Genomic DNA, 25,222 nt, shown 5'->3' with positions numbered 1-25,222 from the left:
GGAGGGCCCCGACATGGGCAACGTGTTTCCCGCCGAGTTCGCCGCGCTCGAACCGTTCGCGGACTGGGCGGTCCAGGGCGAGCGGGCCCGCTACGCCAAGCGCGTCAGCAGCACCATGGAAGAGCTGCAGGCCTTCTACGACGTGGCGTACCCGCTGCTGCAGAAGAGCACCGAGTACCTGGAGAACGTCAGCCTCGACGGCATCAGCGACGAGGACAAGCACCTGCTGTGGGCGTTCTGCGCCCTGGTGACCGTCGCCTTCCCGGTGGAGGCGTGGGGCCAGCCGCGGGTCCCCGACAGCGGCCCGTCCAGCATCGACGCCATCGTCGAACCCGCCGTGTGATGGCCGCACGAGAACCCGGGCCGTCCGCACGGGACAAAGCTCCCCGGCTCCCCGTCCTGCTGCGGGCCGCGCGCCTGCTGGACGTCGAGAAGGGCGAGATCGCCGAACCGGGCGAGGTGCTGGTGGTGGGCGAGCGCATCGCCGAGATCCGTCCCGCCCGGCTGCCCGAGGGCACGGTCGTCCACGACCTGGGCGACGTCACCCTGCTGCCGGGCCTGATGGACATGGAGGTCAACCTCTTCCTCGGCGGCCCCGACCACCGCAGCCCGCTCATCCCCGTCCAGGAGGACCCGGCCGTACGGACCCTGCGCGCGGCCGCCAACGCCCGCCGCACCCTGCGGCGCGGCTGGACCACCGTGCGCAACCTCGGCCTGTTCGTGCAGACCGGGGGCGTGCTGCTGGACGTCGCGCTGAAGAAGGCGATCGACCTGGGCTGGGTCGAGGGACCGCGGGTGGTGCCCGCCGGGCACGCGATCGCCCCCACCGGCGGTCACCTCGACCCGACCATGTTCCAGGCGCTGGCCCCCGGCGTGCTGCCGCTCACCGTGGAGGAGGGCATCGCCAACGGGGTGGCGGAGGTCCGCAAGGCGGTGCGGTACCAGATCAAGTACGGGGCCCGGGTCATCAAGGTGTGTGCCTCCAACGGGGTCATGTCGCACACCGGACCCGCGGGCGCGCAGCAGTACTCCGACGAGGAGCTGCGCGCCGCCGTCGACGAGGCGCACCGCGCGGGGCTGAAGGTGGCCGCGCACTGCATGGGCGACTCGGCGATCCGGGCCGCCGTCGAGGCCGGCATCGACTGCATCGAGCACGGTTTCCTGGCGAGCGACGCCACCCTCGACCTGATGGCGGAGCGCGGCACCTTCCTGGTGGCCACCACCTCCCTCACCGAGGGCATGAACACCACGCACGCGGACCCGGAGCTGCAGGCCAAGGCCGCCGACGTCTTCCCGCGCGCCCGCGAGTCCACCGCCCGCGCGATCCGGCGAGGGGTCAAGGTCGCCCTCGGCACCGACGCCCCCGCGATCCCGCACGGCAGGGGCGTCATGGAACTCCTCGCCCTCGCCGACCGGGGCATGCGGCCGGTCGACGCCCTGCGCGCCGCGACGACGGTCGCCGCCGAGCTGATCGACGCCGACGACCGGGGCCGGATCGCCCCCGGGCTGCTCGCCGACGTCATCGCCGTGCCCGGCGACCCGCTCACCGACCTGTCCGTCACCGGGCGGGTGTGCTTCGTGATGAAGGGCGGCCAGGTGTACCGCGACGACACACAGGTGTCCTGACGGCGGTACCGGGCCCCACCGACCCGGTCGGCGGCGCACGGGCAGTAAGGAGGGGACCGTGCGGCGCCGACGCGGCCCCGTCACCCACAGAGAGGTCTGTGATGTACGACTACGTCGTCGCGGGCGCCGGATCGGCGGGCTGTGTGCTGGCCGAACGGCTCTCGCAGGACCCGGGGACACGCGTCCTGCTCGTCGAGGCGGGCGGCGCGGACCGGCACCCCTACCTGCGTGTCCCCAAGGGCGTCGGGAAACTCTTCGGCAACCCGGCGTTCTCCTGGCACTACCGCACCCGGCCGCTGCGTGAGGGCGGTGCCCCCGAGGTCTGGGTGCGCGGCAAGGTGCTCGGCGGTTCCAGCTCCGTCAACGGGATGGTCTACAACCGGGGCGGGCGCGCCGACTGGGACGAGCTGGAAGGGCTCGGAAACCCCGGCTGGGGCTGGGAGGCCGTCCTGCCCGCCTTCCGCGCTGTCGAGGACAACATCCTCGGGCCGTCGCCGACCCGCGGCACCGGCGGACCCCTGCACGTCTCCACGGTCCGCGACCCCGACCCGCTGTGCGACGAACTCATCGCCACAGGACGGGAGTTCGGACTGCGGTCAGTGCAGGACGTCAATGAGGAGGACGGCGAGCGGATCGGCTACGCCATGGCCACCATCCGGGCCGGACAGCGCTTCAGCGCCGCCCGCGCCTTCCTGCACCCCGCCCGCTCCCGCCCCAATCTGACCGTCGCCCGGAACACCACCGTCACGCGCGTGCTGTTCGACGGCGACAAGGCGAACGGCGTCCGGGTGCGACGGGCGGACGGGCACGAGGAGGACGTCCTGGTCCGGCGGGAGGTGATCCTGAGCCTCGGCAGTCTGGCCACGCCCCGGCTGCTCCAGCTCTCCGGCATCGGCCCGGCCGACGTGCTGCGCGCCGCGGGCGTGGACGTACGCCTGGACCGCTCCCACGTCGGTGCCCGGCTGCGTGAACACCGCTGCCTGGCGCTGCGGTTTCGCCTGGGCGTCCCGCTCGGCGCCAACCGGCAGCTGGCCACCCCGGCCGCCCGGGCGCGCACCGCGGCCGCCTACGCCCTCACGCGTCGCGGCCCGCTGGCCCGCCCCGCCTACGACGTGATGGCCTTCCTCAAGTCCCGGCCGGACGCCGAACGGCCCGACGCCGAAGTCCTGCTGGCCCCCTGGTCCCTCGCGGCCCTGCAGCCGGGCAGACCGGCCGAGGTGGAGCGGGAACCCGGCGTCTCGGCCTGTGCCATGGTCCTCCGGCCCACCTCCGAGGGGTCCCTGGCCATCACCTCGGCCGACCCCGACGCCGGCCTGGACATCGACCCCGGCTACTTCTCCTCGACGTACGACCGCCGGGTCTGCGCGGACCTCTTCCGCCGACTGCGGGAGTTCTTCGCCACCGACCCGATCGCCTCCCGCGTCCGGCACGAGACGTTCCCCGGGCCGGACATACGGTCCGACGCGGAGGAGGAGATCGTGCGCTCGGCGCTCGACGGGGGCTACTGCGGCTTCCACGCCATCGGCACCTGCGCGATGGGCCCCGGCACGGACGACGTGACGGACGCGCGGCTGCGGGTGCGGGGCGTGGACGGCCTGCGCGTGGTGGACGCCTCCGTGCTGCCTGTGATGGTGTCCGGCAACCTCAACGGACCTGTGACGGCGATGGCGTGGCGGGCGGCGCAGTTCATCCGCGACGGAGCGTAGTTCATTCGCGACGGGCGTAGTCCCCCCAGGCGCCCGGACACCGGGGTGTTCCGCTCGGACGGCGAAGGACAGGGCGTCGCCGAGCGGAACCTCCGTACCGGCCGAGTGGAGCGGAACGGCTGCGGGCCTGGTTCATTCGTGGCGGGGGGTGACCAGTTCCTCCGGGCACCACATGCGCAGGAAGGCCGCGGTGGCTTCCAGTTGGCGCAGGCCCTGGGCCGCGGAGTCCTCGTAGATCCGCAGGTCGATCCCGACCCCGGAGTGTGCCGCTCTGGTGGCGAAGGACAGGGTGTCGTCGAGCAGGACTTCGGTACCGGCCGAGTGGAGCTGGAGCGGTGGCAGGCCGTGCAGGTTGCCGTGCAGGGGGCTGAGCAGGGGGTTGTCGCGCGGCGTGGCGCCCGCGTAGGAGGCCGCGCGCACCGGCAGCGCCTCGGCGTCCAGGGTCCGGTCGGCGGCGGCGTTGAACAGCAGGCTCGCCGCGTCCAGCGTGAAGTCCAGCACCGCCGAGGACAGCACGGCGCAGGCCGGCAGCGGCGCCCCCGCGTCACGCAGCCGCAGCAGCAGGCCCGCGGCGAGGGCTCCGCCGAGCCGCTTGCCCGCCACCGCCGCCGGTCCACCGGCATGGCAGTACTCCCAGGCCGCGTGCACGTCCTCCAGGGCCTGCGGGAAGCGGGGCCGGTAGCGGGCGCAGACGACCGCGAACCCGGTGAGCCGGGCCAGTTCTCGCGCGCTCGGCAGCGTGTCCTGCGGGGTGCCCGCGAGCCGCGGATCGCCGTGCAGGTACAGCACCCTCCACCGCGGGACGCGGCTCTCGGGGCGCACCTCCGGGCCGAACGGCCCCTCCTCTACGCGTACTTCACCTGCCACGGGACATCACCTTCTCCGCCGCTTCCCAGTGCTCCTTGGACACCCACAGCCGGGCGAAGGCCGCGGCGGCCTCGCGGTCCGGCCGGTTGCGGGTGGTGAGGTTCTTGATCTCGCCGGCCTGCGCGGTGGCGAGGGCGCGCGCTGTCTCGCGCCAGCCGCGGGCGAAGTCGGCACGGGGCAGGACCACGTCCACCAGCCCCAGCCGCTCGGCCTCGCTCGCTTCCAGCACCTGTCCCGTGCCCGCCAGCAGCAGGGCCCGCCCAGGTCCCACCAGGCGTGCCAGCCGTTCTGCTCCGCCCCAGGCGGGCACGATGGCCAGCTTCGTCTGGTTGAAGCCGATCCGGACGTCGTCGGCTGCGATGCGGAGGTCTGCCGCCACGGCCAGCTCCGCGCCGCCGCCCAGCGCGTGCCCGTTGAGTGCGGCGACCACCGGTCCGGGGAAGGCGGCGATCCGGTCGCACAGCGTCCGCATCCGCAGCGCCATGCCGGCGGCCTCGGCCGCGGTGCGCAGGCGCGCCAGCTCCTTGAGGTCGCCGCCGGAGACGAACGCCTTCTCGCCCGAACCGGTCACCACCAGCGCCCTCGCGCCTGCGGCCGCGTCCAGCGTCCTCTCCAGCTCGCCCATGGTGTGCGGGTCGATGGCGTTGCGGGCGTGCGGGCGATCGATGGTGACGACGGCCAGGCCGTCCTCCAGCTCCAGCTCAACCATGCTCGGCCTTCCGGTCGTCGGCGGGTGCGGTGATGCTGCGGCAGTCGGCGCGCTCGACGACCGCGAAGTCACGTCACGTCCTCACTGTCAGTCCTCGTAGACGACGGTCACGTCGGGGGTCGTCGGTTGGGCCTGGCAGGTGAGGACGTAGCCCTGGGCGATCTCGTCGGCGTCCAGGGCGTTGTTGGCACGCATCTTCGCCTCGCCGTCGGCCAGCCGGGCCAGGCAGGTGGCACAGTCCCCCGACTCGCAGGAGAACGGCGGCTGGAAGCCGGCCCGCCGGGCGCTCTGCAACAGGGTCTCGCCCGTCCGCTGTGGCACGGTGCGGCGCTGTCCGCGCAGCTCGACGGTGACGGTGCCGGGGGTGGGCCCGGACGGCGCGGCGGGCGCCTCCTGGGTCTTCGCGGGGGTGAACCGCTCGACGAGGATCTGCTCCGGGGCCACCCGGTGTGTGGTCAGTGTGTCCTCGACCAGAGCCATGAACGGCTCGGGACCGCAGACGTAGAAGTCCGCCCGGTCCTCCTGGCCGTGAGCGAGGGCCCTTATCTCCCCGGTGGTGACCAGTCCGTCCCGGTCGTCGAGGTGGAGGCGGACCTCGAGCCGGCCGGGGTGGCGTGCGGCGAGTGCGTCCAGTGCGTCGCGGAAGATGGCCGCGCCCGGGTTCTGATGTGCGGTCAGCAGCCGCACCGGGCGCCGGGTTGTCGCCAGTGCGCTCTTGACCAGCGAGAACACCGGGGTGATGCCGCTGCCTCCGGCGTACGCGACGAACGGCCGGTCGGCGGGATCCTCGCGCAGACAGAACGAGCCGCCGGGCGGGGTGGCCTCCAGCAGGTCACCCGGTGCCAGCCGTTCGTGCATCCAGCCGGAGACGAGACCGCCCGGCACGCGCTTGACCGTGACACATACCTCGGCGTCGGTGTCGGGGGAGGACGACATGGAGTAACTCCGCAGCGTCCCACAGGCCTTGAAGGTCAGGAACTGCCCGGCCCGGTAGGGGAAGCGGGCGTCGAGGACGAAGGTGCGCGTGTCCGGTGTCTCGTCGACGACCCGGGTGATCCGCACCGGATGGAAGCCATGGTCCCGTGCCATGTATGGAACTTACCTTCTCGCTATGGGAGAGTGCAATTCTCAATACGAGGGAGGAGCTTCTGTCATGTCGACGATTCCCCCCGGCGCCCTGCGGCCGATCACGCCCGAACTCCGCGCGCGCTACGAGGCCGAGGGCTGGTGGACCGGCGAGACCCTGGGCTCCATGCTGGCCGACGGACTCGCCAGGGCCGGGGACGCCGAGTTCCGGGTGCACTCCGAGGTGCGGCCCTGGTCGGGCACGCTCGCCGACGTCGAGCGGGTGGCCCGCCGGCTGGCCGCGGGGCTGCGGGCGCGCGGCGTCGGCCCGGGCGACACGGTGGTCATGCAGTTGCCCAACTGGATGGAGGCGGCCGCGGTGTTCTGGGCGTCCGCCTTCCTCGGTGCCGTCGTCGTCCCGGTCGTCCACTTCTACGGGCCCAAGGAGATTCGCCACATCGTCGAGGCCACCCGCCCGAAGGCCTTCTTCGCCGCAGAGCGGTTCGGGCGGCTGGAGTTCCGGCCGGAGCTGTGCGCGGACATCCCCGTCGTCGGCGTCGTGGGCCGGGACTTCGACGCACTGCTCGCCGGGGAACCGCTCGACGGCGTCCTGCCCGCGGACCCGGACGCCCCCGCGCTGATCGCCTTCACCTCCGGCACCACCCGTGAGCCCAAGGGCGTCGTGCACAGCCACCGCACCCTCGGCTACGAGACACGTCAGCTGGCCGCTAGCTATCCCCCGGACCGGGGGCGGCAGTTCACGGTCGCGCCGGTCGGCCACTTCATCGGCATGGTCAACGCGTTCCTCATCCCCGTCCTGGCCGGCTCCCCGGTCCATCTCGGCGACACCTGGGACCCGGCCCGGGCGCTCGCGCTCATGCTGGCCGAGGGACTCACCGTCGGCGGCGGGGCGACGTACTACATGACAAGTCTCCTGGACCACCCCGACTGCACCCCGCAGCACATCGCGCGACTGAGGTACGCCGGCCTCGGCGGGGCGACGGTCGCCTCGGCCGTGACAACCCGGCTGGAGTCCCTCGGCATCTCCGTCTTCCGCGCCTACGGCTCCACCGAGCACCCCTCGGTGACCTGCACCCCCTACGACGGCCCCACGGCCAAGCGCCTGCACACCGACGGACTCCCGCTGCCCGGCGTCGAACTGCGGCTCGCCGAGGACGGTGAGATCCTCACCCGCGGCCCCGACCTCTGCCTCGGCTACACCGACCCGGCCCTGACCGCCGCCGCCTTCGACGCCGAGGGCTGGTACCGCACCGGCGACATCGGCGTACTCGATGCCGACGGCTGGCTGACCGTCACCGACCGCAAGGCCGACATCATCATCCGCGGCGGCGAGAACATCAGCGCCCTGGAGGTCGAGGAGATCCTGCTGGAGCTGGACGGAGTGGCGGAGGCGGCCGTGGTGGCCGCCCCCGACCCGCGCCTCGGGGAGCGCGCCGTCGCCGTCCTGCGCATGCTGCCCGGCTGGTCGGCGCCGAGCCTCGCCGAGGTGCGCCTGCACTTCGAACGGGCCGGGCTGGCCCGGCAGAAGTGGCCCGAGCAGGTGCACCGGGCCGATGACCTCCCGCGCACCCCGAGCGGCAAGGTCAAGAAGTTCGTCCTCCGTCAGAACATTGTCACTCCCTCAAAGTGAGAATACGATTCTCGCATTCGGTAAAGGAGGATCTCATGCCGTCGCGTGCACTCGCGTATCCGCTCTTCGACGCGGACAACCACCTCTACGAGACCCAGGAAGCGCTGACGAAGTACCTCCCGAAGGAGTACGACGGCGCCATTCAGTACGTGAACGTCGGCGGTCGCACCAAGATCGCCATCCGCGGGCAGATCAGTGAGTACATCCCCAACCCCACCTTCGAGGTCGTCGCCCGGCCCGGCGCGATGGAGGAGTACTTCCGAGTCGGCAACCCCGACGGCAAGACCCGACGGGAGATCTTCGGCGAGCCGATGCGCTCCGTCCCGGCCTTCCGGGAACCGGCGCCGCGCCTGGAGCTGATGGACGAGCTCGGCATCCGGCGCAGCCTGATGTTCCCGACGCTGGCGAGCCTCATCGAGGAGCGGATGAAGGACGACCCGGAGCTGATCCACGTCGTCATCCACGCGCTCAACCAGTGGTTGCACGAAACCTGGTCGTTCAGCTACAAGGACCGCATCTTCACCGTCCCGGTCATCACCCTGCCGATCGTGGAGAAGGCGATCGAGGAGCTGGACTGGGTGGTGGAGCGCGGCGCCCGCGCCATCCTGGTCCGCCCGGCGCCGGTCCCCGGGTTCGGTGGCACCCGCTCCTTCGCGCTGCCGGAGTTCGACCCGTTCTGGAAGCGGGTGGTGGAGACCGGCGTGCTGGTCGCCTTCCACTCCTCCGACAGCGGCTACTCCCACTACGCCAACGACTGGGAGGGGCGGCGGCGCGAGTTCCTGCCCTTCAAGCCCAACGCCTTCCGCCAGGTCAACGAGTGGCGGCCGATCGAGGACGCCGTCTCCTCGCTGATCTGCCACGGCGCGCTGTCCCGCTTCCCCGAGCTGAAGGTCGCGGTCATCGAGAACGGCGCCTCGTGGGTGGAACCGCTGCTCAGCCGGCTCGCCGACGTCCACAAGAAGATGCCGCACGAGTTCCGGGAGAACCCGGTGGACGTCTTCCGGCGGAACATCCACATCAGCCCGTTCTGGGAGGAGGACATGGCGCAGCTCGGCCGCCTCATCGGCATCGAGCGCGTCCTGTTCGGCTCCGACTACCCCCACCCCGAGGGCCTCGCCGACCCGGTCAGCTACGTCGACCACCTGGTTAAGCTCAGCGAGGAGGACAAGGCCAAGGTCATGGGCGGCAACCTGGCCCGGCTGATCGACGCATGACCGCCGCCCGGACCATCCCCGAGCTGGTGCTGGGCGCGGCCGACCGGTTCGGCGGCGCCGAGGCCGTGGTGGACGGCGAGCTGCGCCTCACCTTCACCGGCCTGGCCGACCGGGTCCGGCGCACCGCGGGCGCGTTCGCCTCGGCGGGCGTCGGTCCGGGCGACCGGGTGGCGCTGTGGGCGCCCAACTCGGCCGAGTGGATCGTCGCCGCGTTCGGCCTGCTCACGGCCGGCGGGGTGCTCGTGCCGGTGAACACCCGCTTCCTCGACGAGGAGGCCCACGACATCGTCGTCCGCAGCGGAGCCAAGGCGCTGCTCGTCCAGAACGGCTTCCTGGACCGGGAGTTCACCGGACCGCCCGGCGTGCCCGTCATCGACCTGAAGACCTCCGGCTTCCTCGCCTCCGGGGATCCGCTGGAACGCCGGGTCGACGAGGACGACGTGGCGGACATCGTCTTCACCTCCGGCACGACGGGCCGCCCCAAGGGCGTGATGACCACCCACCGCCAGACCCTGCGCCTGTACACCGAGTGGTGCGATCTCGCGCAGCTCAGGCAGGGCGACCGGTATCTGATCGTCAACCCGTTCTTCCACATCTTCGGCTACAAGGCGGGCCTCGTGGCGTCGATGATCCGGGGCGCGACCGTCCTCCCGGTCGGCGTCTTCGACGTGGACCGGGTGCTGGACCTGGTGGAGAAGGAACGGGTGACCGTGCTGCCGGGGCCGCCGACGCTGTACCACTCCCTGCTGGCGGCGGACGCGGGCCGCGACCTGTCGTCGCTGCGGGTCGCGGTGACCGGGGCCGCCGACATCCCGGTCGAACTGGTGCGCCGCATCACCACCGAACTGCCGTTCACGCACCTGATGACCGGCTACGGCCTCACCGAGGCCGGCACCGTCACCGCGTCCCGGCCCGAGGACTCCTACGAGGCCGTGGCCGCGACCGTGGGCCGGCCCTGCGAGGGCCTCGAGCTGCGCATCGCCGACGACGGGGAGGTGCTCGTGCGCGGATACTCCGTCATGCGCGGCTACCTCGACGACCCCGGGGCCACCGAGGAAGCCGTCGACGCGGACGGCTGGCTGCACACCGGGGACCTCGGCGAACTCGACGCCGAGGGCCGCCTCCGGATCGTCGGCCGAAAGAAGGACATGTTCGTCGTCGGCGGTTTCAACGCCTACCCCGCCGAGATAGAGGGCTTTCTGCTGAAGCACCCGGCCATCGCCCAGGTCGCCGTCGTCGGAGTGCCCGACGAGCGGCTGGGGCAGGTCGGCAAGGCCTTCGTCGTACCGCGCGGCGAGGTGACCGAATCGGAGCTGGTCGCCTGGGCCAAAGAGCACATGGCCGGGTTCAAGGCGCCCCGCCACGTCGAGTTCCGCACCGAACTGCCGCTGAACGCCACCGGAAAGGTGATGAAGGACCGACTGACATGACCCAGGACTTCCGCACCGCCTCCGGCATCCCCCTCAAGCCGGTGTACGGTCCCGCAGACCGCCCCACTCCTCCCCCCGACCCGGGCATGTTCCCCTTCACCCGCGGCAACTACCCCACCGGCTACCGGGGCCGCACCTGGACCCTGCGCCAGTACTCCGGCTTCGGCACCGCCGAGGAGTCCAACCGCCGCTACCGCTATCTCCTCGGCCAGGGCGGCACCGGCCTGTCCGTGGCGCTCGACCTGCCCACCCAGTGCGGCTACGACTCCGACGACCCGGAGTACGCCGACGAGGTCGGCCGGGTCGGCGTCGCGCTGGACACCCTCGCCGACGCCGAGATCCTCTTCGACGCCATCCCGCTGGACCGCATCAGCACCAGCTTCACCATCAACGGCACGGCGGCCATCCTGCTCGCCTTCTACGTGGCCGCCGCCGAGAAGCGCGGCATCCCCCGGGCGAGACTCACCGGCACCATCCAGAACGACATCCTCAAGGAGTACGCCTCGCGCGGCACCTGGATCTGGCCCCCGGAGCCCTCGCTCAGGCTCATCGCGGACACGATCGAGTTCTGCGCCGCCGAGGTGCCCCGCTTCAACGCGATCTCCGTCGCGGGCGCGCACTTCCGCGACGCGGGCGCCAACGCCGTACAGGAGATGGCGTTCACGCTCGCCGACGGCGTCACGTACTGCGAGACGGTCCTCGAACGCGGCCGGATGACCATCGACCAGTTCGCCCCGCAGATCTCCTTCTTCTTCTACACACACGGTGACTTCTTCGAGGAGATCGCCAAGTACCGGGCCGGCCGCAGGCGTTGGGCGACCATCGTGCGAGAGCGGTTCGGGGCTCGCACCGACAAGGCGGCCATGTTCCGCTTCGGCTGCGTCGCCGGCGGAGCCTCGCTGCACGCCCCGCAGGCCCGCAACAACACCGTGCGCGTCGCCTACGAGGCGCTCGCCTCCGTCCTCGGCGGCGTGCAGTCGATGTTCACCGCCGCCTGGGACGAGCCGTTCGCCCTGCCGAGCGAGGAGTCGACGACGCTGGCCCTGCGCACCCAGCAGATCCTCGCGCACGAGACGGGCGTGGCCAAGGTCGCCGACCCGCTGGGCGGGTCGTACTTCGTGGAATCCCTCACCGACGCCACCGAGGAGCGGATCACCGAGATCATGTCCGACCTGGAAGCCCACGGCGGAATGGTCCGCTGCATCGAGGACGGCTACCTGCAAGGGCTCATCGCCGACCAGGCGTGGCGACTGCACCAGGAGACCGCCTCCGGCGAGCGGCCGGTCGTCGGCGTCAACCAGTTCACCGTCGACGAGCCCTCGCCCGACCTGGCCACCTACGAACTCGACGCCGAGGGACGCGAACGCCAGCTCAAGCGGCTCGCACGGGTGAAGTCCGAGCGCAGCGCGGCCGAGGTGCGCGCCCGCCTCGACGACCTGCGGCGCGCCGCCGAAGGAGAGACCAACCTGATGGAGCCGCTCATCGCCTGCGCCGGCGCCTACTGCACGGTCGGCGAGACGGCCGACGCCCTGCGCGCGGTGTGGGGCGAGTTCCGGCAGCCGGTGGTGTTCTGATGAGCGCACCGGTGCGCGTACTCGTCGCCAAGCCCGGTCTCGACGGGCACGACCGCGGCGCGAAGCTGGTCGCCCGCGGGCTGCGCGACGCCGGGTTCGAGGTGGTGTTCACCGGCATCCGGCACCGCGTGGACGACATCGCCGCCACCGCCGTGCAGGAGGACGTCGCCCTGGTCGGCCTGTCCATCCTCTCCGGCGCCCACCTCACCCTGACCCGCCGCACCGTCGAGGCGCTGCGCACCGCCGGCGGCGACGACATCCCCGTCGTGGTCGGAGGCACCATCCCGGCCTCGGACGTCGCACGCCTGCGGGAGGCCGGGGCCGCCGGCGTGTATCCCACGGGCACCCCGCTCGACGAGATCGTCGCGGACATCCGCGCCCTGACAGCCCCGGAGGACTGACATGCGAGTCGGAGTGATGAGCGGCCCCGAACGGGGCGACGCTGCGCACAAGGCGGCGCGCATGGCCGACGACGCCCGCTGGGCCGAGGACGCCGGGTTCGACACCGTGTGGGTGCCGCAGGTCCCGACCGACTTCGACGCGCTGACCGCCGTGGCCCTCATGGGCCAGGCCACCGAACGCATCGAAATCGGCACGGCGGTCGTCCCCGTCCACGCCCAGCATCCCGTCGCGCTGGCCCGGCAGGCCATGTCCGCGCAGGCGGCGGCGGGCGGACGGCTCACCCTGGGCGTCGGCGCCTCCCACCACTGGATCGTCCGCGACATGCTGGGCCTGCCCTACGACAAGCCCGCGGCGTACACCCGCGCCTACCTCGAGGTGCTCGGCGCCGCGCTGTCCGGGGGTGGTTCGGTGGACGTCGAGAACGACGTCTTCCGCGTCCACAACCCGCTCACCCTCAGCCCGCTCGCCCCCCTGCCGGTCCTGCTGGCCGCGCTGGGCCCGGTGATGCTGCGTATCGCGGGGGAGTGCGCGGGCGGCACGGTGCTGTGGATGGCCGACGAGCGGTCGGTGGCCGAGCACGTCGCCCCCACTCTCACCAAGGCGGCGGAGGCGGCGGGCCGCCCCGCTCCCCGCATCGTCGCGGGCATCCCGGTGTGCCTGTGCGCGCCGCACGAGGTCGAGGCGGCACGCGAGCGCGCCAACCGCATCCTCGGCGAGGCCGAGGTCTCCCCGAACTACCAGCGCCTGTTGGAGTACGGCGACGCCCGCGACGTCGGAGACCTGTGCGCGGCCGGTGACGAGACGGCCATCGCGGCCCGCTTCCGGCGGTTCGCCGACGCGGGCGTGACGGACCTCTCGGTCCGCCTGCTGCCCATCGGCACCGGGCGGGACGAACTCGTCGCCTCCAAGCTGCGCACCCGGGACGCCGTCGCGGCGATCGCCGCGGACTTTCGGTGACCGGGACCGGGCCCCTGGCGGGGCTGCGCGTGCTGGAGGTCGGCCACATCCTGGCCGGGCCGTACGCCACCATGCTGCTGGCCGACCTGGGCGCCGAGGTCACCAAGGTGGAGCCACCCGGCGGCGACCTCTCCCGGCAGGTCTCCGACGCCTACTTCGCCAGCCTCAACCGGGGCAAGCGGTCGATCCGCCTGGACCTGGCCGCACCGGCGGGCCAGGACCGCCTGCACGAGCTGGTGCGCGAAGCCGACGCGCTGCTCGTCAACCTCAAACCCTCCGCCATCCGCCGCTTCGGCCTCACCTACGAAGCGCTGCGGCCCTTCAACGAACGGCTGGTGTGCGTGGCCCTCACCGGCTGGGGCCTGGAGGCGGGCGACGAACCCGCCTTCGACTACGTCGTGCAGGCCGTCACCGGCGTCGCCGCGCTCACCGGCACCCCCGACGGCCCGCCCCTGCTGCCCGGTTACTCCACCGCCGACAACTCGGCGGGACTGGCCGCCGCACTCGGTCTGCTGGCGCAGGTGATCTCCGGCCAGGGCGGTCAACTCGACGTCTGCCTGCGGGACGTGATGCTCTCCCAGCTCAACTACCACGCCGCCGCCTGGCTCAACGAGGGCGTCGCCCCACGCCGCCTGGGCGGCGCGCACACGTACTACGTTCCCGCCCAGCTCTTCCCCACCGCCGACGGCCACCTGGCGCTGTTCATCACGCACGACCGCTTCTGGCGCTCCTTCGCCGCCGAAGCCGGCATCGAGGGCTACTCCACGATGGCCGAGCGCGCCGCCCGCCGCGACGAGGTGATCGCGGCGGTGACGAAGGCACTCGCCGCCGACACCGCGGCGGGCTGGGAGGCCCGGCTGCGCCCGCTCGGAGTGGCGGCGGGCGCCGTGCGCACCCTCCCCGAAGCCCTCGGCGAGAACCCCGGCGCGGTGGTGCGGGCCGGCGATCACCAGCTCGTCGCCAGCCCGTTCCGCATCACCGGTCACGACCCCGTGTACGGCCCACCACCGCGGCTGGGTGAACACGGCGATCTGGCCTGACAACGCCTTCTCGGCGCGAAGTCGCTCAAATCTCGTTCGCAGGCTCCTGCGAACGGGGTCGTGCTACTTCGGGGGGAACCTCAACGCCCCGTCCAGCCGCACCACCTCACCGTTGAGGTAGTCGTTCTCGCACAGGTGCTGGACCAGTGCGGCGTACTCCTGCGGTCGCCCCATCCGCCGTGGATGCGGCACCTGGGGGCCCCAGTAGGCCTCCAGACGGTCGGCGGCCTTGCCGTAGGCGGGCGTGAGGACGGTGCCCGGGGCGACGGACACCACGCGAATGCCGAGGGGGGACAGGTCCCGGGCGGCCACCAGCGTCATCGCGCTCACCCCGCCCTTCGCGGCGGCGTACGGCAGCTGCCCGATCTGGCCCTCGTACGCCGCGATGGAGGACGTCGTGACGATCACGCCCCGCCCGCCGTCCTCGTCGTGCGGCGCGGTGCGCGCCAGCGCCGCGGCAGCCATGCGTACGACATTGAAGACGCCGGTCAGATAGACGTCGACCGTGCTGCGGAAGCCGGCGAGGTCCAGCGGCGCGCCGTCCTTGCCGACGAGCCGTCCACCGCTCGCCGGGCCGCCGTGGCAGTCGACGGCGATTCTGAACTCGCCCGCGCCCTCGGCCACTTCGACCGCGGCGCCCACCGAGTCCTCGTCCGTGGCGTCGGTGCGCACGTACCGCACCCCGAGCTCCGCCTCCAGGGCCTTGCCCTTGTCGTCGGCGAGGTCGGCGACCACCACCCGGGCGCCCGCCGCGTGCAGCCGCCGCACCGTCGCCTCACCGAGTCCGCCCGCGCCGCCGACCACCAGGGCCGAGGATCCGTCGATGTGCACGCCATTCCCCTCTCTTGCGAGTATGGCTCTGAGTGTAAGAGAATGACGTTCTCATGAACATAGCCGTGATCCTGGAAATGGCCGCCTCCGCGGGGGACCGTCCGGCCGTCACGGAGGGCGGCCGTTCGCTCTCCGCGGCCGGGCTCCAGCGCCTCGCACGTCACGCGGCCGACCGCTTCCGTGACCGCTCGGCGGTCCTGTACCTGGGCCCGAACCACCTCGCCTACCCCGTCGCCCTGTTCGGCGCGGCCCTGGCCGGCGTCCCGTTCGTCCCCCTCAACTACCGCTCCTCCGAAGAGCAGTTGAGTGCCCTGATCGCGCGTCACCCCGGGGCCGAAGTGCTGTACCCGGACGGACTCGACGCGCTGCTGGCCCCGCCGCCGGGCGAGCCCGAGTGGCGGCCCGCCCCCGACGACCGCGACGCCACCGCCGTCGTCCTCTACACCAGCGGCACCACCGCCGCCCCCAAGGCGGCCCTACTGCGCCAACGTCATCTGCTCGCCTACGTCTTCAACACCCAGGACTTCGGCTCCGCGGCGGAGACCGACGCGAGCCTGGTCGCCCTCCCCCCGTACCACGTGGCCGGTCTGATGAACCTGCTGACGAACCTGTACGCCGGCCGCCGCCTCGTCTATCAGTCCGCCTTCCACCCGGCCGACTGGCTGGCCACGGTACGCCTCGAGGGCGTCACCCACGCCATGCTCGTGCCGACCATGCTCGCCCGGATCACGGCCGAGCTCGGTGCGGCGGAGGCCGCCACGCCAACCCTGCGCAGCCTCGCCTACGGCGGTGCGCGCTGCCCCCGCCCGGTGGTGGAGGCGGCGCTGCGGCAGTTCCCGCGGGCCGGCTTCGTCAACGCCTACGGGCTGACCGAGACCGCCTCCTCGGTCTGCGTGCTCGGCCCCGACGACCACCGGCGGGCGCTCACCTCCGACGAGGCGACGGTGCGGGCGCGGCTCGGGTCGGTGGGCCGCCCACTGCCCGGGGTCGAGGTCGAGATCCGCGACCAGGACGGCAGGACGCTCGGACCGGGCGGGACGGGACTCGTCTTCGTGCGCGGCGAGCAGATCTCCGGCGAGTACGCGGAGGCGGGCGGCACGGACACCGACGGCTGGTTCGCCACCCGTGACCGGGGCCGTCTGGACGAGGACGGTTACCTCTTCGTCGAAGGCCGCGCCGACGACACCATCATCCGTGGCGGGGAGAACATCGCCCCCGCCGAGATCGAGGACGTACTGCTCCAGTATCCGGGGGTGCGCGAGGCCGCCGTACTGGGGCTGCCCGACCCGGAGTGGGGCCAGCGTCTGGTCGCCGTGCTGGTCGGAGCGGGTGACCCGGAGGAGATCCGCGCCTTCGCCAAGCAGCGCCTGCGCTCCTCCAAGACGCCGGACACCGTCGTCTTCCGCCCCGAACTGCCCCGGACCTCCACCGGAAAGCTACTGCGCCGAACCTTGGTCACCGAACTTCAGGAGGCACCCGATGCCTGACGCCGTGCTCGTCGCCGCCCTGCGCACCCCGATCGGCACCGCCTTCAAGGGGAGCCTGCGTGACACGACCGCGTACGAACTCGCCGAGCGGGTCGTCACGGCCGTGTCCGAAGGGCTGGATCCGGACCTCGTCGACGACCTGGTCCTCGCCGAGTCGCACTACGGCGGCGGCGTCGTCGCCCGCCACGCCGCACTCACGGCGGGCCTGCCGCAGGTGCCGGGCCTCGCCCTGAACCGGCACTGCGCGGCAGGGCTCACCGCCGTCGCGACGGCGGCGGCCTCCGTCCGGGCCGGCATGGACCGGCTGGTGCTCGCCGGAGGGGTCAACTCCGCGTCCACCGCTCCCCGGCTGACCTTTCTGGGCGGCGAGCGCTGGGTGCCGCCCTCCCACCCCGACCGCCCGGACGCCCCCAACCTCGACATGTCGATCACGGTCGGCTGGAACACGGCCGTACGGGAGGGCCTCGGCCGCGCGGAGATGGACGCGTGGGCGCTGCGCTCGCACCGCAACGCCGTCCGAGCCCTCGACGAGGGCCGCTTCAAGGCCGAGACCGTTCCCGTGGACACGCCGCACGGTCCGTTCGAGGCCGACGAACACCCACGGCGCGACACGAGTGCGCAGAAGCTGGCCGCGCTGAAACCGCTGCACCCGGAGATCGAGGGCTTCTCGATCACGGCGGGCAACGCCTGCGGCGCCAACGACGCGGCGGCGGCCGTGGCGGTGGCCGACGGGCGGCTCGGTCTGCCCGCACTGGCCAGGGTGCTGTCGTGGGCCTCCGTGGCCGTGGACCCGGCCGAGACCGGCCTGAGCCCGGTGTGGGCGATACCCAAGGCATGTCAGCGGGCGGGGCTGGCGCTGTCGGACGCGGACCTGTTCGAGATCAACGAGGCGTTCGCGGCGGTGCCGCTCGCCGCGATCCGCCGTCTGGATCTCGACCCGGACACGGTGAATGTCAACGGCAGTGGCTGCTCCCTGGGCCACCCCGTCGCCGCGACGGGCACCCGCATGGCAGTCACCCTCGTGCACGAGCTGCGGCGCCGGGGCGGGGGAGTGGGGGTGGCCGCGATGTGCGCGGGCGGAGGGATGGGGGCGGCGCTGGTACTGGAGGTACCGGCGCCCTGACGGCGGCGCCTTCTGGCGCCGCCTTCCGGCGGGTCCCGGGACACGGGACGGCCTCCCGGGCGGCACGTACGGGAGCCGGCCCCGGCCGCCGACCTGCAGCTCACGCCGCGAAGCGCAGCAGCGCCTCCTGCGCGTACGAGGCGATCAGGGTGCCGTCCGAGGTCAGGACGTCCCCGCGGCCGAAGCACCGTGCGTGCGCGGCGAGCGGGCTGTGCTGGCGCAGCAGGAGCCAGTCGCCGGTGCAAAAGGGCCGGTGGAACCAGAGGGTGTGCGCGGTGACGGCCGAGGTGAACGCCCGGCCCGCGTCCGTCTGGGTCACGCCCTCGACCGGCCGCAGGGCGGTCCCGATCAGCGAGAGGTCGGTCGTGTAGGCGAGGAGGGCGGGCGCGAGGGCTCGGGGAGCGTCCGGGACGCGGGTCCACAGCTCGTACCCGGCAGGCTCGGACTTCGCGGTGTCGAGATCGGTCGCCGCCCTCGACTCCCAGGGAAGCAGGCCGAGTTCAACGGCACGTTCCGGCCCTGGCAGAGCGGGCACGGGGTCCGTCGTCTGACGGTCGGGACCTTCCTCCCGGGCGTGCAGGCTCGCGTTCGCGACCGCCACGATCCCGCGCTCCTGACGGGCGGTCAGCCGTACTGCCGCGAAGGTGCGGCCCTGCTGCGGCACCTCGGCCTCGTAACGCACCGGTTCACCCGTGCGCCCTTCCCTCAGGAACTGCGTGTGCAGCGACTTCAGACCCTTGCCGGGTGCCGCGAGCTGCGCCGCGCAGGCGAACTGGGCGAGCAACTGCCCGCCGAACAGCCGCCGGTACTCCAGCCGCTGCGAGCGGCCCTCGTAGGCGCCTTCGCCCAGCGGGGCGAGATCGAGGCAGCCGAGCAGGTCCTTCCACAGGTCGGTCATGAGTCGCCCCTCACAGGTCGACGAGGCGGGGTGTGTGCGACCGGCGCAGCAGCAACCGCCCCGCCTCGCGGGTCAGTTCACGGGTGGAGCCGAGCAGCCCGTCCAGCACCAGGGCACGTTTGACGTGCCGGTGCAGGGCGTGCTCGGCGGTGAAACCGATGCCGCCCAGCGCCTGCTGGCAGTGGCGCGCCGCGGTGAGCGCGGCCCGGCCGGCCGCCGCCTTGGCGAGCAACGCGCCGGCGTCGTCGTCCGCGGCGGCGAGCACCGCTTCCGCGGCCTCCAGCGCCACATACGTCTCCGCCAGGCGGTGCCGCAGGGCCTGGAACGAGGCGAGCGGACGGCCGAACTGCTGTCGCTGAAGGACGTGTTCGCGGGCGAGCGAGAGCATGGTCCGCCCTGTCCCCAGCAGCCACCAGCCCAGCGCCCGCCGCCCCGCGGCCAGGGCCGGGGCCGACAGGTCACGGGGGTCGGAGCGGTGCAGCGGAAGTCCGTCGTCCAGCGGACCGGCCGGTGGCCCGTCCCCCCGCGCCCAGCGCACCCACGTGCCGCCCGCGTACGGCAGCGGCGGGGTGCCGCCGGGCGGGTGGCCTGCCGCCCGCAGGACGACGTCGTTGAGCAGCGGCGCCTGCGCGCCCGTCTCTCCGAGCAGCCTGAACACCAGCGGGACGGCGGTGTCCGGCTCCTGCGTGAGCATCTCGCCCCAGCCGAGGTCCGCCAGGGTGGCGTCCAGTTCGGCACCCGGCGCGCTCGTCGTCATGGTCTTGTGCAACGCCTGTTCGAGCAGTGCGCGTTCGGCGCTGTCCACCGCGTCTCACTCCTTCCCGAGGTCCAGCAGGCGGCGGGCGACGATGTTCCGCTGGATCTCGGCCGTGCCGCCGTAGATGGTCGCGGCCCGCGAGTACAGGTATTCGGTGCGCCACGCCCCGTCGGTCGCCAGCTCCACCGCGCCCGGCAGCAGGTCCCGTGCGGTGTCGAACAGCCGTTGCTCGGCCCCGGCCAGCAGGATCTTGTCCACGGAGGTCTCCGGTCCGAGCCGCCCGCCGTCCGCCAGCGCCCGTTGGGTGGCGGCCGAGCGGCACCGTACGCTGTGCAGGTCCAGCCAGACGGCGCCCAGCGCGTCCGCGTCCGGTTCGCAGTCGTCGGCCAGGAGGCGGTCGAGGCGGCTGTAGAGGTGGGCGACGCGGTGCCAGAAGCAGGTGGAGCGCTCGTGCGGCAGCAGGTCCATCGCCAGCCGCCAGCCGTCGCCGGGGGCGCCCAGCATGCGTGCGGCGGGGACGCGCACCCCGTCGAGGAAGACCTCGGCGAACTCGTCGACGCCGTGCATCGTGCGCAGCGGCCGCACGGTGACGCCGGGGGAGTCCATGTCGAGGAAGAAGGCGCTGATGCCGTCGTGCCCCGGCCCGCCCGTCCGGGCCAGCAGCACGCAGCGGGCCGCGTACTGGGCGAGGCTCGTCCACACCTTCTGGCCCGTCACCACCCAGTCATCGCCGTCCCGTACCGCCCGCGTCGACAGGGACGCCAGGTCGCTGCCGGATCCCGGCTCGGAGAAGCCCTGGCACCACTGCTCCTCGCCGCCCAGCAGCCGCGGCACCATCTCGGCGGCGAGGGCCGCAGGGGCGTAGTCGATCAGGGTGGGGACCAGGACCTCGACCATCGACCACAGGCCGGGCTCCGCGAGGTCCCGCGAGGCGACCTCCTCGCCCAGCACCGCCCGCAGCACGCTCGGTCCGCCGAGCCCGCCGACCGCGTCCGGCCAGCCGTGCCGCATCCAGCCGGCCTGCCACAACTCGCGCCGGACGCGGGCGAGTTGGCCGACCTGCGCGTCGAGGTCGTGGTCCGCGCCGGGTGTCAGGTCGTGGGTGTCCAGCCAGGCGGACAGCTGCTGCCGGAACTCGGCGGGCCTCATCGGCGGGTGCGCTCGAAGGCGTGCGGGCGGCCCGAGTCGTGGACGCCGCTGCGGCGGACGAAGGTCATGGCGCGGGTGTGCAGCCGCCAGCCGTCCGGGGTGCGGACGTAGGCGTCGTTGTAGTAGCCGATGCGCAGCTCGTGCGTGGAGTGCTCGACGAAGCACAGCGGCTGGGTGCCGGTGGCCGCGGCACCGTCCAGTTCGATCGCCGGCGTCCCGACCAGGAACAGACCCTTCGGGGCCGCCGCGATCAGCGCCGGGAACTCGTCGAGCGGGTAGGTGTCGCCGAAGGCGCTGTAACTGCCGTCCGGGGTGAAGACCGCGAGCACCCGGTCCACGTCCCCACGGGTCATGGCGACCGCGTAGCGGGCCAGCAACTGCTCGATCTCCACCAGGTCGTCGGTGTCGCTCAAGGGCCGTCGTCCTCTCTCGTGAGAATGTCATTCTCGCTGAAGGAGTATTGCTCCGAATGCTTGCTTCTCCAATAGTGAGAAGCTAATTTCCAAGCCATGGATCAGTTCCTGGCCTTCACGGCGGTCGGCCTCAGCACCGCCGCCGTCTACGCCGTGATCGGCACCGGCCTGGTGGTCACGCACGCCACGACCGGCGTCTTCAACTTCGCCCACGGCGCGGCCGGGATGCTCTCGGCCTTCGCCTACTGGCAGCTCGCCGTCGGCTGGGGCTGGCCGGTCCCGCTCGCCCTCGCCGTCGTCCTCCTCGTCCTGGCCCCGGCCTTCGGCCTGTTCGTCGAACGGGTGCTGATGCGCCCGGTGCAGGCCCTCGGCGAGGCCGAACGCCTCGTGATGACGATCGCCCTGCTCACCGGCTGCATCGCGCTCGCCCGCTGGGTGTGGGATCCCAACACCCCGCGCCCGCTCTCGCCGTTCTTCGCCGACCGGCCCGCGCTGCGCCTCGGCCCGGCCACCGTCACCTGGCACCAGGCCGTCACCATGGCGGTCGCCCTCGCGATCGCCGCCGCCCTGTGGGTCCTGCTGCACCGCACCCGCCTGGGCACCGAGATGCGCGCCTCCGTCGACGACCGGGCCCTGACCGGCCTCACCGGTGCCGACCCGCTGCGCGCCACCCGCCTCGCGTGGGTGCTCGGCATCCAGCTCGCCGCCGTCGGCGGCATCCTCATCGCACCCACCGTCGCGCTCGACGCCCAGCAGCTGTCCCTGCTCATCGTCAGCGCCTACACCGCCGCCGTCTTCGGCCGCCTGCGCAGCCTGCCCCTGACCTTCCTCGGAGCGGTCGTCGTCGGCCTGCTGGAGGCCTACCTCGCCGGCTACCTGCCCCGCAACGACTACCTGCCGGGCCTGCGCCTGGCCGCCCCCGCGCTGCTGCTGTTCCTGGCCCTGCTCGCCTTCCCGCACCACAGGCTGCGCGGCCGTGACCGCACCCCGGTCCGCGTCCCCCTGCCCACGGTGCGTGGCGGCGCCCTGCTCGCGGGCGGCGTCGTGGTGTTCGCCCTGTTCCTGGTGACGGTCCTCACGCAGGACCAGATCATCTCCTACGGCGCCCTCTTCCCGCTCGGCGTCATCGCGCTGTCCTTCGTTCCGCTGGCCGGCTACACCGGGCAGATCTCCCTGTGTCAGCTTTCCGTCGCCGGCATCGGCGCCGTGGTGTGGGGGCACCTCGGCGCGCACGGCGAACTGTGGGCGCTGCCCGTCGCCGTGCTGGTGGCCGCGGCCGTCGGCGCACTGATCGCGCTGCCCGCGCTGCGCCTGTCCGGCATCTACCTCGCCCTCGGCACCGCCGCCTTCGCCGTCGTCCTGGACCGCTGGATCTTCACCCTGCCCGCCTTCGACGTGCTGGGCGTACGCATCGCCCTCTTCGACCAGGGCTCGGTGGCGGTCACCGGCCCCGACCTGTTCGGCCTGCACCTGACCTCCCCGGCCCAGCTGCTGCTCCTGTCCGCCGTGTGCCTCGCGCTCACCTCGCTCGGCGTGGCCGCGCTGCGCCGGGGCAGGTACGGCCGCCGCCTGATCGCGCTGCGCGACAGCGAGGCCGCCTACGCCACGCTCGGCGGACGGTTGCTCGCCGCCAAGACCGCCGTCTTCGCCCTGTCCGCCGGCATCGCGGGACTGGGCGGTGCCCTCTACGGCATGCAGCTGCAGACCGTCACCGCCGAGCAGTTCAACCTCGTCGCGGGGCTGCCCGTCTTCCTGATCGCGGTCATCGGCGGGCTCGGCGCCGTCGGCACAGGCCTGTTCACCGGCCTCGCCGTCGTCCTCCCGGCACAGCTGACGCATGGCCTCGGCTCCTGGACCCAGGACGTGACCTCCCTCCTCGTCGCTCTCGCCGGCATGGGCCTCGCCCAGAACCCGGGCGGTGTCCTGGCGAGGATGCGCGCCGAATGGGAGCCGCTGGCCCGCGACCGGCGGCTGCTGTCCGCGCTGCTCGGCGTCCTCGGCGTGTGCTGGCTGCTCGCGGCGCTCGACTCGGCCAACGGATGGCTGCTCATCACGGCTGCCGCGGGCGCGGCCCTGCTGCTGCGCACCCGGGCCGCCGCCGGGCGAGCACCCGCCGACGTCCCGCCCGAATGGTGGGGACTGCGCCGGCCCTGGCGGCCGGAGGACGGGGAGGTGCTCAGCCGTGCCACCACTGCTGCGAGCTGAGGGCATCACTGTCTCCTTCGGCGGACGCCGCGCGCTGGACGACGTCTCGCTGACGGCCGAGGCCGGCCGGATCACCGGCCTCATAGGCCCCAACGGCGCCGGCAAGTCCACCCTGTTCGACGTGGTCTGCGGGCTGCGCCGCCCCAGCACCGGCCGGGTGCGCCTCGACGGCCACGACATCACCCGCGAAGGCCCGGCCCGACGCGCCCGGCGCGGAATGTCCCGCACCTTCCAACACCTGGAGCTGTTCGGCCGTCTCAGCGTCCGCGACAACCTGCTCGTCGCCGCCGAACTCGGACCCGGGCACCGCCACGCGGCCCGAACGGCGGACGCCGTACTGGAGCGGCTCGAACTGACCGACGTGGCCGACGACCCCGCCGACGCCCTGCCCACCGGACAGGCCCGCCTGGCCGAGGTCGGCCGCGCCCTCGTACTGGGCCCGCGCGTGCTCCTCCTCGACGAGCCCGCGGCCGGACAGGACACGGAGGAGACCAGGCGGTTCGCCGCGCTGCTGCGCTCCCTCGCCGACGAGGGCACGGCCGTCCTGCTCGTCGAACACGACATGAGCCTGGTGATGGGCGTCTGCGACGAGGTGTACGTCCTCGACCTGGGCACCGTGGTCGCCAGCGGCCCGCCCGCCCAGGTCCAGCGCGACGAGACCGTTCTCGCCGCCTACCTGGGGGAGGCATGATCATGAGCGCCAGGCCTCTGCTGCAGCTGTCCGGCATCCGCGCCGCACACGCCGGCATCACCGTCCTGCACGGCGTCGACCTGAGCGTCGGGACGGGCCGGGTCGTGGCCCTCCTGGGGCCCAACGGCGCAGGCAAGACCACCCTGTTGCAGGTCGCCGCCGGTGTGCATGCGCCCAGCGCGGGCCGGCTGCTGCTCGGCGGCCGGGACGCCACGGGTATCCGCCCCGGCGACCTCGCCCGCGCCGGCGTGTGCCTCGTACCCCAGGGCCGCGGCGTCTTCCCCAACCTGTCCGTGCGGGACAACCTGCTGATGATGACCTTCACGGGCCGCGCCCTGGAGGAGATCGAGGAGATCGCCTACGCCCGCTTCCCCGTCCTCGGCGCCCGGCGCGCGCAGGCCGCGGGCACGCTCTCCGGCGGCGAGCAGCAGATGCTCGCCCTCGCCCGCGCCCTGGCCGGTGACCCCGCCGTGCTGCTCCTGGACGAACTCTCCATGGGACTGGCGCCACTGGTCGTCGCCGAACTGTACGAACTCGTCGCCGACATCGCCCGGCAGGGCGTCGCCGTCCTCGTCGTCGAGCAGTTCGCCGCCGCCGTACTCAAGATCGCCGACCACGCCGCCGTCCTCGTCCGCGGCCGTGTCCAGTGGCAGGGGCACCCGGACAGCTCACTGCACGCCGAACTCTCCGCCTACTACCTGGGGAGCCCCACATGACCGCACCTCCCGACGCGCGCGCGGACCGGTTCGTGCGCGAACTCGCCGAGCTGAAGATCCCCGACCCGGCCGCCGACCGCGCCACCCTGTGGCTGCGGCTGGGCGGGCTGCTCATGGGCGCGGGGCTCGTGCTCGGAGCGCTCGCCTTCCCGCTCGCCCACGCCGGCGAGAGCTCCCTCGCCCAGGGCGACGCCCTCGCCCTCGGCCTGGCCGGCATCACCGCCGCCGTCGTGGGCGGCGCCCTGTTCCTGCGCTACTCGCTCACCGGCTTCCTGCGCTTCTGGCTCGCCCGCCAGTCGTACGACCTGGACCGGCTGGGCGAGAAGCTCGCCGCACAGGCACCCGCCCAGGAAGGAGAACCACGCCATGCCGTCACCCCTCACCCCGGCCCTGCACCCCGGTGACCAACTGGCCTGCGCCACCGGCACCACCCGCGTCATCGTGATCCGGGCGCCACGGGAGGCGGCGGCCTCCGTCGAATGCGGCGGCACCCCCATGGTCCCGGCCCAGGAAGCACCCGCCCCGCAGCCGCCCGCCCCCGCGCCGGACACCCTCATCGGCAAGCGCTATGTCGACCCGGACGACACGCTCGAACTCCTCTGCACCGCCTCCGGCGTCGGCCGCCTCACGTACGGAGGAAAGCCCCTGGCGATCAAACCGCCCAAGGCCCTGCCCGCCTCGGACTGACCCGCCCCGAGCTCAAGGAGCTTG

General features: G+C 72.9%; 25 protein-coding genes. 17 read left to right on the top strand and 8 right to left on the bottom strand.

All coding sequences use genetic code 11. The annotated features are described in order from the left end of the window. Positions 1–13: 13 nt before the first annotated feature. The 3 genes from ACZ5SK_RS06930 to ACZ5SK_RS06920 all read left to right on the top strand — a co-directional run bounded on the left by ACZ5SK_RS06930 (position 14) and on the right by ACZ5SK_RS06920 (position 3,332). Positions 14–343: a hypothetical protein gene (locus ACZ5SK_RS06930; protein WP_334582018.1), complete on the top strand. Its 330-nt coding sequence runs from the start codon at positions 14–16 to the stop codon at positions 341–343. Continuing rightward, positions 343–1,626, top strand: coding sequence for a metal-dependent hydrolase family protein (locus ACZ5SK_RS06925; protein ID WP_334582017.1), 1,284 nt, complete (start codon positions 343–345; stop codon positions 1,624–1,626). The genes ACZ5SK_RS06930 and ACZ5SK_RS06925 overlap by 1 nt, the downstream gene beginning before the upstream one ends. Before the next feature lie 101 nt (positions 1,627–1,727). After that, entirely contained in the window at positions 1,728–3,332 is a 1,605-nt protein-coding gene (locus ACZ5SK_RS06920; RefSeq protein WP_334582016.1) for a GMC family oxidoreductase, read from the top strand. A 132-nt stretch (positions 3,333–3,464) separates the two neighbouring features. Here the strand turns inward: ACZ5SK_RS06920 and ACZ5SK_RS06915 are convergent, their stop codons facing one another. The 3 genes from ACZ5SK_RS06915 to ACZ5SK_RS06905 all read right to left on the bottom strand — a co-directional run bounded on the left by ACZ5SK_RS06915 (position 3,465) and on the right by ACZ5SK_RS06905 (position 5,997). Beyond that, entirely contained in the window at positions 3,465–4,199 is a 735-nt protein-coding gene (locus tag ACZ5SK_RS06915) for an alpha/beta hydrolase fold domain-containing protein (RefSeq protein ID WP_334582015.1), read from the bottom strand. Then, a complete protein-coding gene (locus tag ACZ5SK_RS06910) occupies positions 4,189–4,908 on the bottom strand; it encodes an enoyl-CoA hydratase/isomerase family protein (protein ID WP_334582014.1) in 720 nt (239 codons plus the stop codon). The genes ACZ5SK_RS06915 and ACZ5SK_RS06910 overlap by 11 nt, the downstream gene beginning before the upstream one ends. An 87-nt stretch (positions 4,909–4,995) precedes the next feature. Next, positions 4,996–5,997, bottom strand: coding sequence for a ferredoxin--NADP reductase (locus ACZ5SK_RS06905; RefSeq protein WP_334582013.1), 1,002 nt, complete (start codon positions 5,995–5,997; stop codon positions 4,996–4,998). A 64-nt stretch (positions 5,998–6,061) separates the two neighbouring features. On the opposite strand from ACZ5SK_RS06905, the gene ACZ5SK_RS06900 reads away from it, so the two are divergent. The 7 genes from ACZ5SK_RS06900 to ACZ5SK_RS06870 are packed head-to-tail and all read left to right on the top strand — an operon-like array spanning position 6,062 to position 14,241. Then, complete coding sequence (locus ACZ5SK_RS06900; RefSeq protein WP_361702623.1) at positions 6,062–7,624, top strand: AMP-binding protein; 1,563 nt, start codon at positions 6,062–6,064, stop codon at positions 7,622–7,624. A 35-nt stretch (positions 7,625–7,659) separates the two neighbouring features. Beyond that, the gene (locus ACZ5SK_RS06895; RefSeq protein ID WP_334582011.1) at positions 7,660–8,838 is read left to right on the top strand and encodes an amidohydrolase family protein; all 1,179 of its coding nucleotides are present in this window, start codon (positions 7,660–7,662) and stop codon (positions 8,836–8,838) included. Then, positions 8,835–10,268: a FadD3 family acyl-CoA ligase gene (locus tag ACZ5SK_RS06890; protein ID WP_361702625.1), complete on the top strand. Its 1,434-nt coding sequence runs from the start codon at positions 8,835–8,837 to the stop codon at positions 10,266–10,268. Before ACZ5SK_RS06895 ends, ACZ5SK_RS06890 begins: the two co-directional genes overlap by 4 nt. Further along, positions 10,265–11,842: a methylmalonyl-CoA mutase family protein gene (locus ACZ5SK_RS06885; RefSeq protein WP_334582009.1), complete on the top strand. Its 1,578-nt coding sequence runs from the start codon at positions 10,265–10,267 to the stop codon at positions 11,840–11,842. Before ACZ5SK_RS06890 ends, ACZ5SK_RS06885 begins: the two co-directional genes overlap by 4 nt. Further along, positions 11,842–12,243, top strand: a complete 402-nt coding sequence (locus tag ACZ5SK_RS06880; RefSeq protein ID WP_334582008.1) for a cobalamin B12-binding domain-containing protein — start codon at positions 11,842–11,844, stop codon at positions 12,241–12,243. The genes ACZ5SK_RS06885 and ACZ5SK_RS06880 overlap by 1 nt, the downstream gene beginning before the upstream one ends. A 1-nt stretch (position 12,244) precedes the next feature. Further along, positions 12,245–13,201 carry a TIGR03564 family F420-dependent LLM class oxidoreductase gene (locus ACZ5SK_RS06875; protein ID WP_334582007.1) on the top strand — a complete coding sequence of 319 codons (957 nt, stop codon included), beginning with the start codon at positions 12,245–12,247 and terminating at the stop codon, positions 13,199–13,201. After that, positions 13,198–14,241: a CaiB/BaiF CoA transferase family protein gene (locus tag ACZ5SK_RS06870; protein ID WP_334582006.1), complete on the top strand. Its 1,044-nt coding sequence runs from the start codon at positions 13,198–13,200 to the stop codon at positions 14,239–14,241. Before ACZ5SK_RS06875 ends, ACZ5SK_RS06870 begins: the two co-directional genes overlap by 4 nt. A gap of 63 nt (positions 14,242–14,304) precedes the next feature. Here ACZ5SK_RS06870 and ACZ5SK_RS06865 read toward each other — a convergent pair whose 3' ends face one another. Next, positions 14,305–15,072 carry an SDR family oxidoreductase gene (locus ACZ5SK_RS06865; RefSeq protein ID WP_334582005.1) on the bottom strand — a complete coding sequence of 256 codons (768 nt, stop codon included), beginning with the start codon at positions 15,070–15,072 and terminating at the stop codon, positions 14,305–14,307. 53 nt (positions 15,073–15,125) lie between these two features. Here ACZ5SK_RS06865 and ACZ5SK_RS06860 point away from each other — a divergent pair, with 53 nt between their 5' ends. Together ACZ5SK_RS06860 and ACZ5SK_RS06855 are read left to right on the top strand one after the other, a co-directional pair. Continuing rightward, positions 15,126–16,559, top strand: a complete 1,434-nt coding sequence (locus ACZ5SK_RS06860; RefSeq protein WP_334582004.1) for a class I adenylate-forming enzyme family protein — start codon at positions 15,126–15,128, stop codon at positions 16,557–16,559. Further along, positions 16,552–17,682, top strand: coding sequence for a thiolase family protein (locus tag ACZ5SK_RS06855; RefSeq protein ID WP_468575489.1), 1,131 nt, complete (start codon positions 16,552–16,554; stop codon positions 17,680–17,682). Before ACZ5SK_RS06860 ends, ACZ5SK_RS06855 begins: the two co-directional genes overlap by 8 nt. Positions 17,683–17,782: 100 nt before the next feature. On the opposite strand, the gene ACZ5SK_RS06850 is transcribed toward ACZ5SK_RS06855, so the two are convergent. The 4 genes from ACZ5SK_RS06850 to ACZ5SK_RS06835 are packed head-to-tail and all read right to left on the bottom strand — an operon-like array spanning position 17,783 to position 20,899. Beyond that, positions 17,783–18,580, bottom strand: coding sequence for an acyl-CoA thioesterase (locus ACZ5SK_RS06850; RefSeq protein ID WP_334582002.1), 798 nt, complete (start codon positions 18,578–18,580; stop codon positions 17,783–17,785). A 10-nt stretch (positions 18,581–18,590) separates the two neighbouring features. Continuing rightward, entirely contained in the window at positions 18,591–19,385 is a 795-nt protein-coding gene (locus ACZ5SK_RS06845) for an acyl-CoA dehydrogenase family protein (protein WP_334582001.1), read from the bottom strand. A gap of 6 nt (positions 19,386–19,391) precedes the next feature. Next, positions 19,392–20,486 (bottom strand): acyl-CoA dehydrogenase family protein, encoded by a 1,095-nt coding sequence (locus ACZ5SK_RS06840; protein WP_468417044.1) that lies wholly within the window; start codon positions 20,484–20,486, stop codon positions 19,392–19,394. Then, positions 20,483–20,899, bottom strand: coding sequence for a nuclear transport factor 2 family protein (locus ACZ5SK_RS06835; protein ID WP_334581998.1), 417 nt, complete (start codon positions 20,897–20,899; stop codon positions 20,483–20,485). The genes ACZ5SK_RS06840 and ACZ5SK_RS06835 overlap by 4 nt, the downstream gene beginning before the upstream one ends. Positions 20,900–20,995: 96 nt before the next feature. On the opposite strand from ACZ5SK_RS06835, the gene ACZ5SK_RS06830 reads away from it, so the two are divergent. Genes ACZ5SK_RS06830 through ACZ5SK_RS06810 form a run of 5 tightly spaced genes read left to right on the top strand, consistent with a single transcriptional unit; the run spans position 20,996 to position 25,198 of the window. Next, the gene (locus ACZ5SK_RS06830) at positions 20,996–23,104 is read left to right on the top strand and encodes a branched-chain amino acid ABC transporter permease (RefSeq protein WP_468417046.1); all 2,109 of its coding nucleotides are present in this window, start codon (positions 20,996–20,998) and stop codon (positions 23,102–23,104) included. After that, complete coding sequence (locus tag ACZ5SK_RS06825; protein ID WP_334581996.1) at positions 23,082–23,795, top strand: ABC transporter ATP-binding protein; 714 nt, start codon at positions 23,082–23,084, stop codon at positions 23,793–23,795. The genes ACZ5SK_RS06830 and ACZ5SK_RS06825 overlap by 23 nt, the downstream gene beginning before the upstream one ends. Positions 23,796–23,797: 2 nt before the next feature. Continuing rightward, positions 23,798–24,511, top strand: a complete 714-nt coding sequence (locus ACZ5SK_RS06820; protein WP_334581994.1) for an ABC transporter ATP-binding protein — start codon at positions 23,798–23,800, stop codon at positions 24,509–24,511. Continuing rightward, positions 24,508–24,915, top strand: coding sequence for a hypothetical protein (locus ACZ5SK_RS06815; protein ID WP_457495376.1), 408 nt, complete (start codon positions 24,508–24,510; stop codon positions 24,913–24,915). The genes ACZ5SK_RS06820 and ACZ5SK_RS06815 overlap by 4 nt, the downstream gene beginning before the upstream one ends. Beyond that, a complete protein-coding gene (locus ACZ5SK_RS06810; protein ID WP_457495377.1) occupies positions 24,878–25,198 on the top strand; it encodes a hypothetical protein in 321 nt (106 codons plus the stop codon). Before ACZ5SK_RS06815 ends, ACZ5SK_RS06810 begins: the two co-directional genes overlap by 38 nt. Positions 25,199–25,222 lie beyond the last annotated feature (24 nt).

This window comes from Streptomyces sp. NPDC031474 (assembly GCF_055581185.1).
The sequence above is the reverse complement of the archived record's forward strand: the minus strand, read 5'-3'. Positions and strand labels throughout refer to the sequence as shown.

Coding starts and splice junctions, on each gene's coding strand:
- ACZ5SK_RS06930 (WP_334582018.1), top strand. CDS start 14: ATGGGCAACGTGTTTCCCGCCGAGTTCGCCGCGCTCGAACCGTTCGCG.
- ACZ5SK_RS06925 (WP_334582017.1), top strand. CDS start 343: ATGGCCGCACGAGAACCCGGGCCGTCCGCACGGGACAAAGCTCCCCGG.
- ACZ5SK_RS06920 (WP_334582016.1), top strand. CDS start 1,728: ATGTACGACTACGTCGTCGCGGGCGCCGGATCGGCGGGCTGTGTGCTG.
- ACZ5SK_RS06910 (WP_334582014.1), bottom strand. CDS start 4,908: ATGGTTGAGCTGGAGCTGGAGGACGGCCTGGCCGTCGTCACCATCGAT.
- ACZ5SK_RS06905 (WP_334582013.1), bottom strand. CDS start 5,997: ATGGCACGGGACCATGGCTTCCATCCGGTGCGGATCACCCGGGTCGTC.
- ACZ5SK_RS06900 (WP_361702623.1), top strand. CDS start 6,062: ATGTCGACGATTCCCCCCGGCGCCCTGCGGCCGATCACGCCCGAACTC.
- ACZ5SK_RS06895 (WP_334582011.1), top strand. CDS start 7,660: ATGCCGTCGCGTGCACTCGCGTATCCGCTCTTCGACGCGGACAACCAC.
- ACZ5SK_RS06890 (WP_361702625.1), top strand. CDS start 8,835: ATGACCGCCGCCCGGACCATCCCCGAGCTGGTGCTGGGCGCGGCCGAC.
- ACZ5SK_RS06885 (WP_334582009.1), top strand. CDS start 10,265: ATGACCCAGGACTTCCGCACCGCCTCCGGCATCCCCCTCAAGCCGGTG.
- ACZ5SK_RS06880 (WP_334582008.1), top strand. CDS start 11,842: ATGAGCGCACCGGTGCGCGTACTCGTCGCCAAGCCCGGTCTCGACGGG.
- ACZ5SK_RS06875 (WP_334582007.1), top strand. CDS start 12,245: ATGCGAGTCGGAGTGATGAGCGGCCCCGAACGGGGCGACGCTGCGCAC.
- ACZ5SK_RS06860 (WP_334582004.1), top strand. CDS start 15,126: ATGAACATAGCCGTGATCCTGGAAATGGCCGCCTCCGCGGGGGACCGT.
- ACZ5SK_RS06855 (WP_468575489.1), top strand. CDS start 16,552: ATGCCTGACGCCGTGCTCGTCGCCGCCCTGCGCACCCCGATCGGCACC.
- ACZ5SK_RS06850 (WP_334582002.1), bottom strand. CDS start 18,580: ATGACCGACCTGTGGAAGGACCTGCTCGGCTGCCTCGATCTCGCCCCG.
- ACZ5SK_RS06840 (WP_468417044.1), bottom strand. CDS start 20,486: ATGAGGCCCGCCGAGTTCCGGCAGCAGCTGTCCGCCTGGCTGGACACC.
- ACZ5SK_RS06830 (WP_468417046.1), top strand. CDS start 20,996: ATGGATCAGTTCCTGGCCTTCACGGCGGTCGGCCTCAGCACCGCCGCC.
- ACZ5SK_RS06820 (WP_334581994.1), top strand. CDS start 23,798: ATGAGCGCCAGGCCTCTGCTGCAGCTGTCCGGCATCCGCGCCGCACAC.
- ACZ5SK_RS06815 (WP_457495376.1), top strand. CDS start 24,508: ATGACCGCACCTCCCGACGCGCGCGCGGACCGGTTCGTGCGCGAACTC.
- ACZ5SK_RS06810 (WP_457495377.1), top strand. CDS start 24,878: ATGCCGTCACCCCTCACCCCGGCCCTGCACCCCGGTGACCAACTGGCC.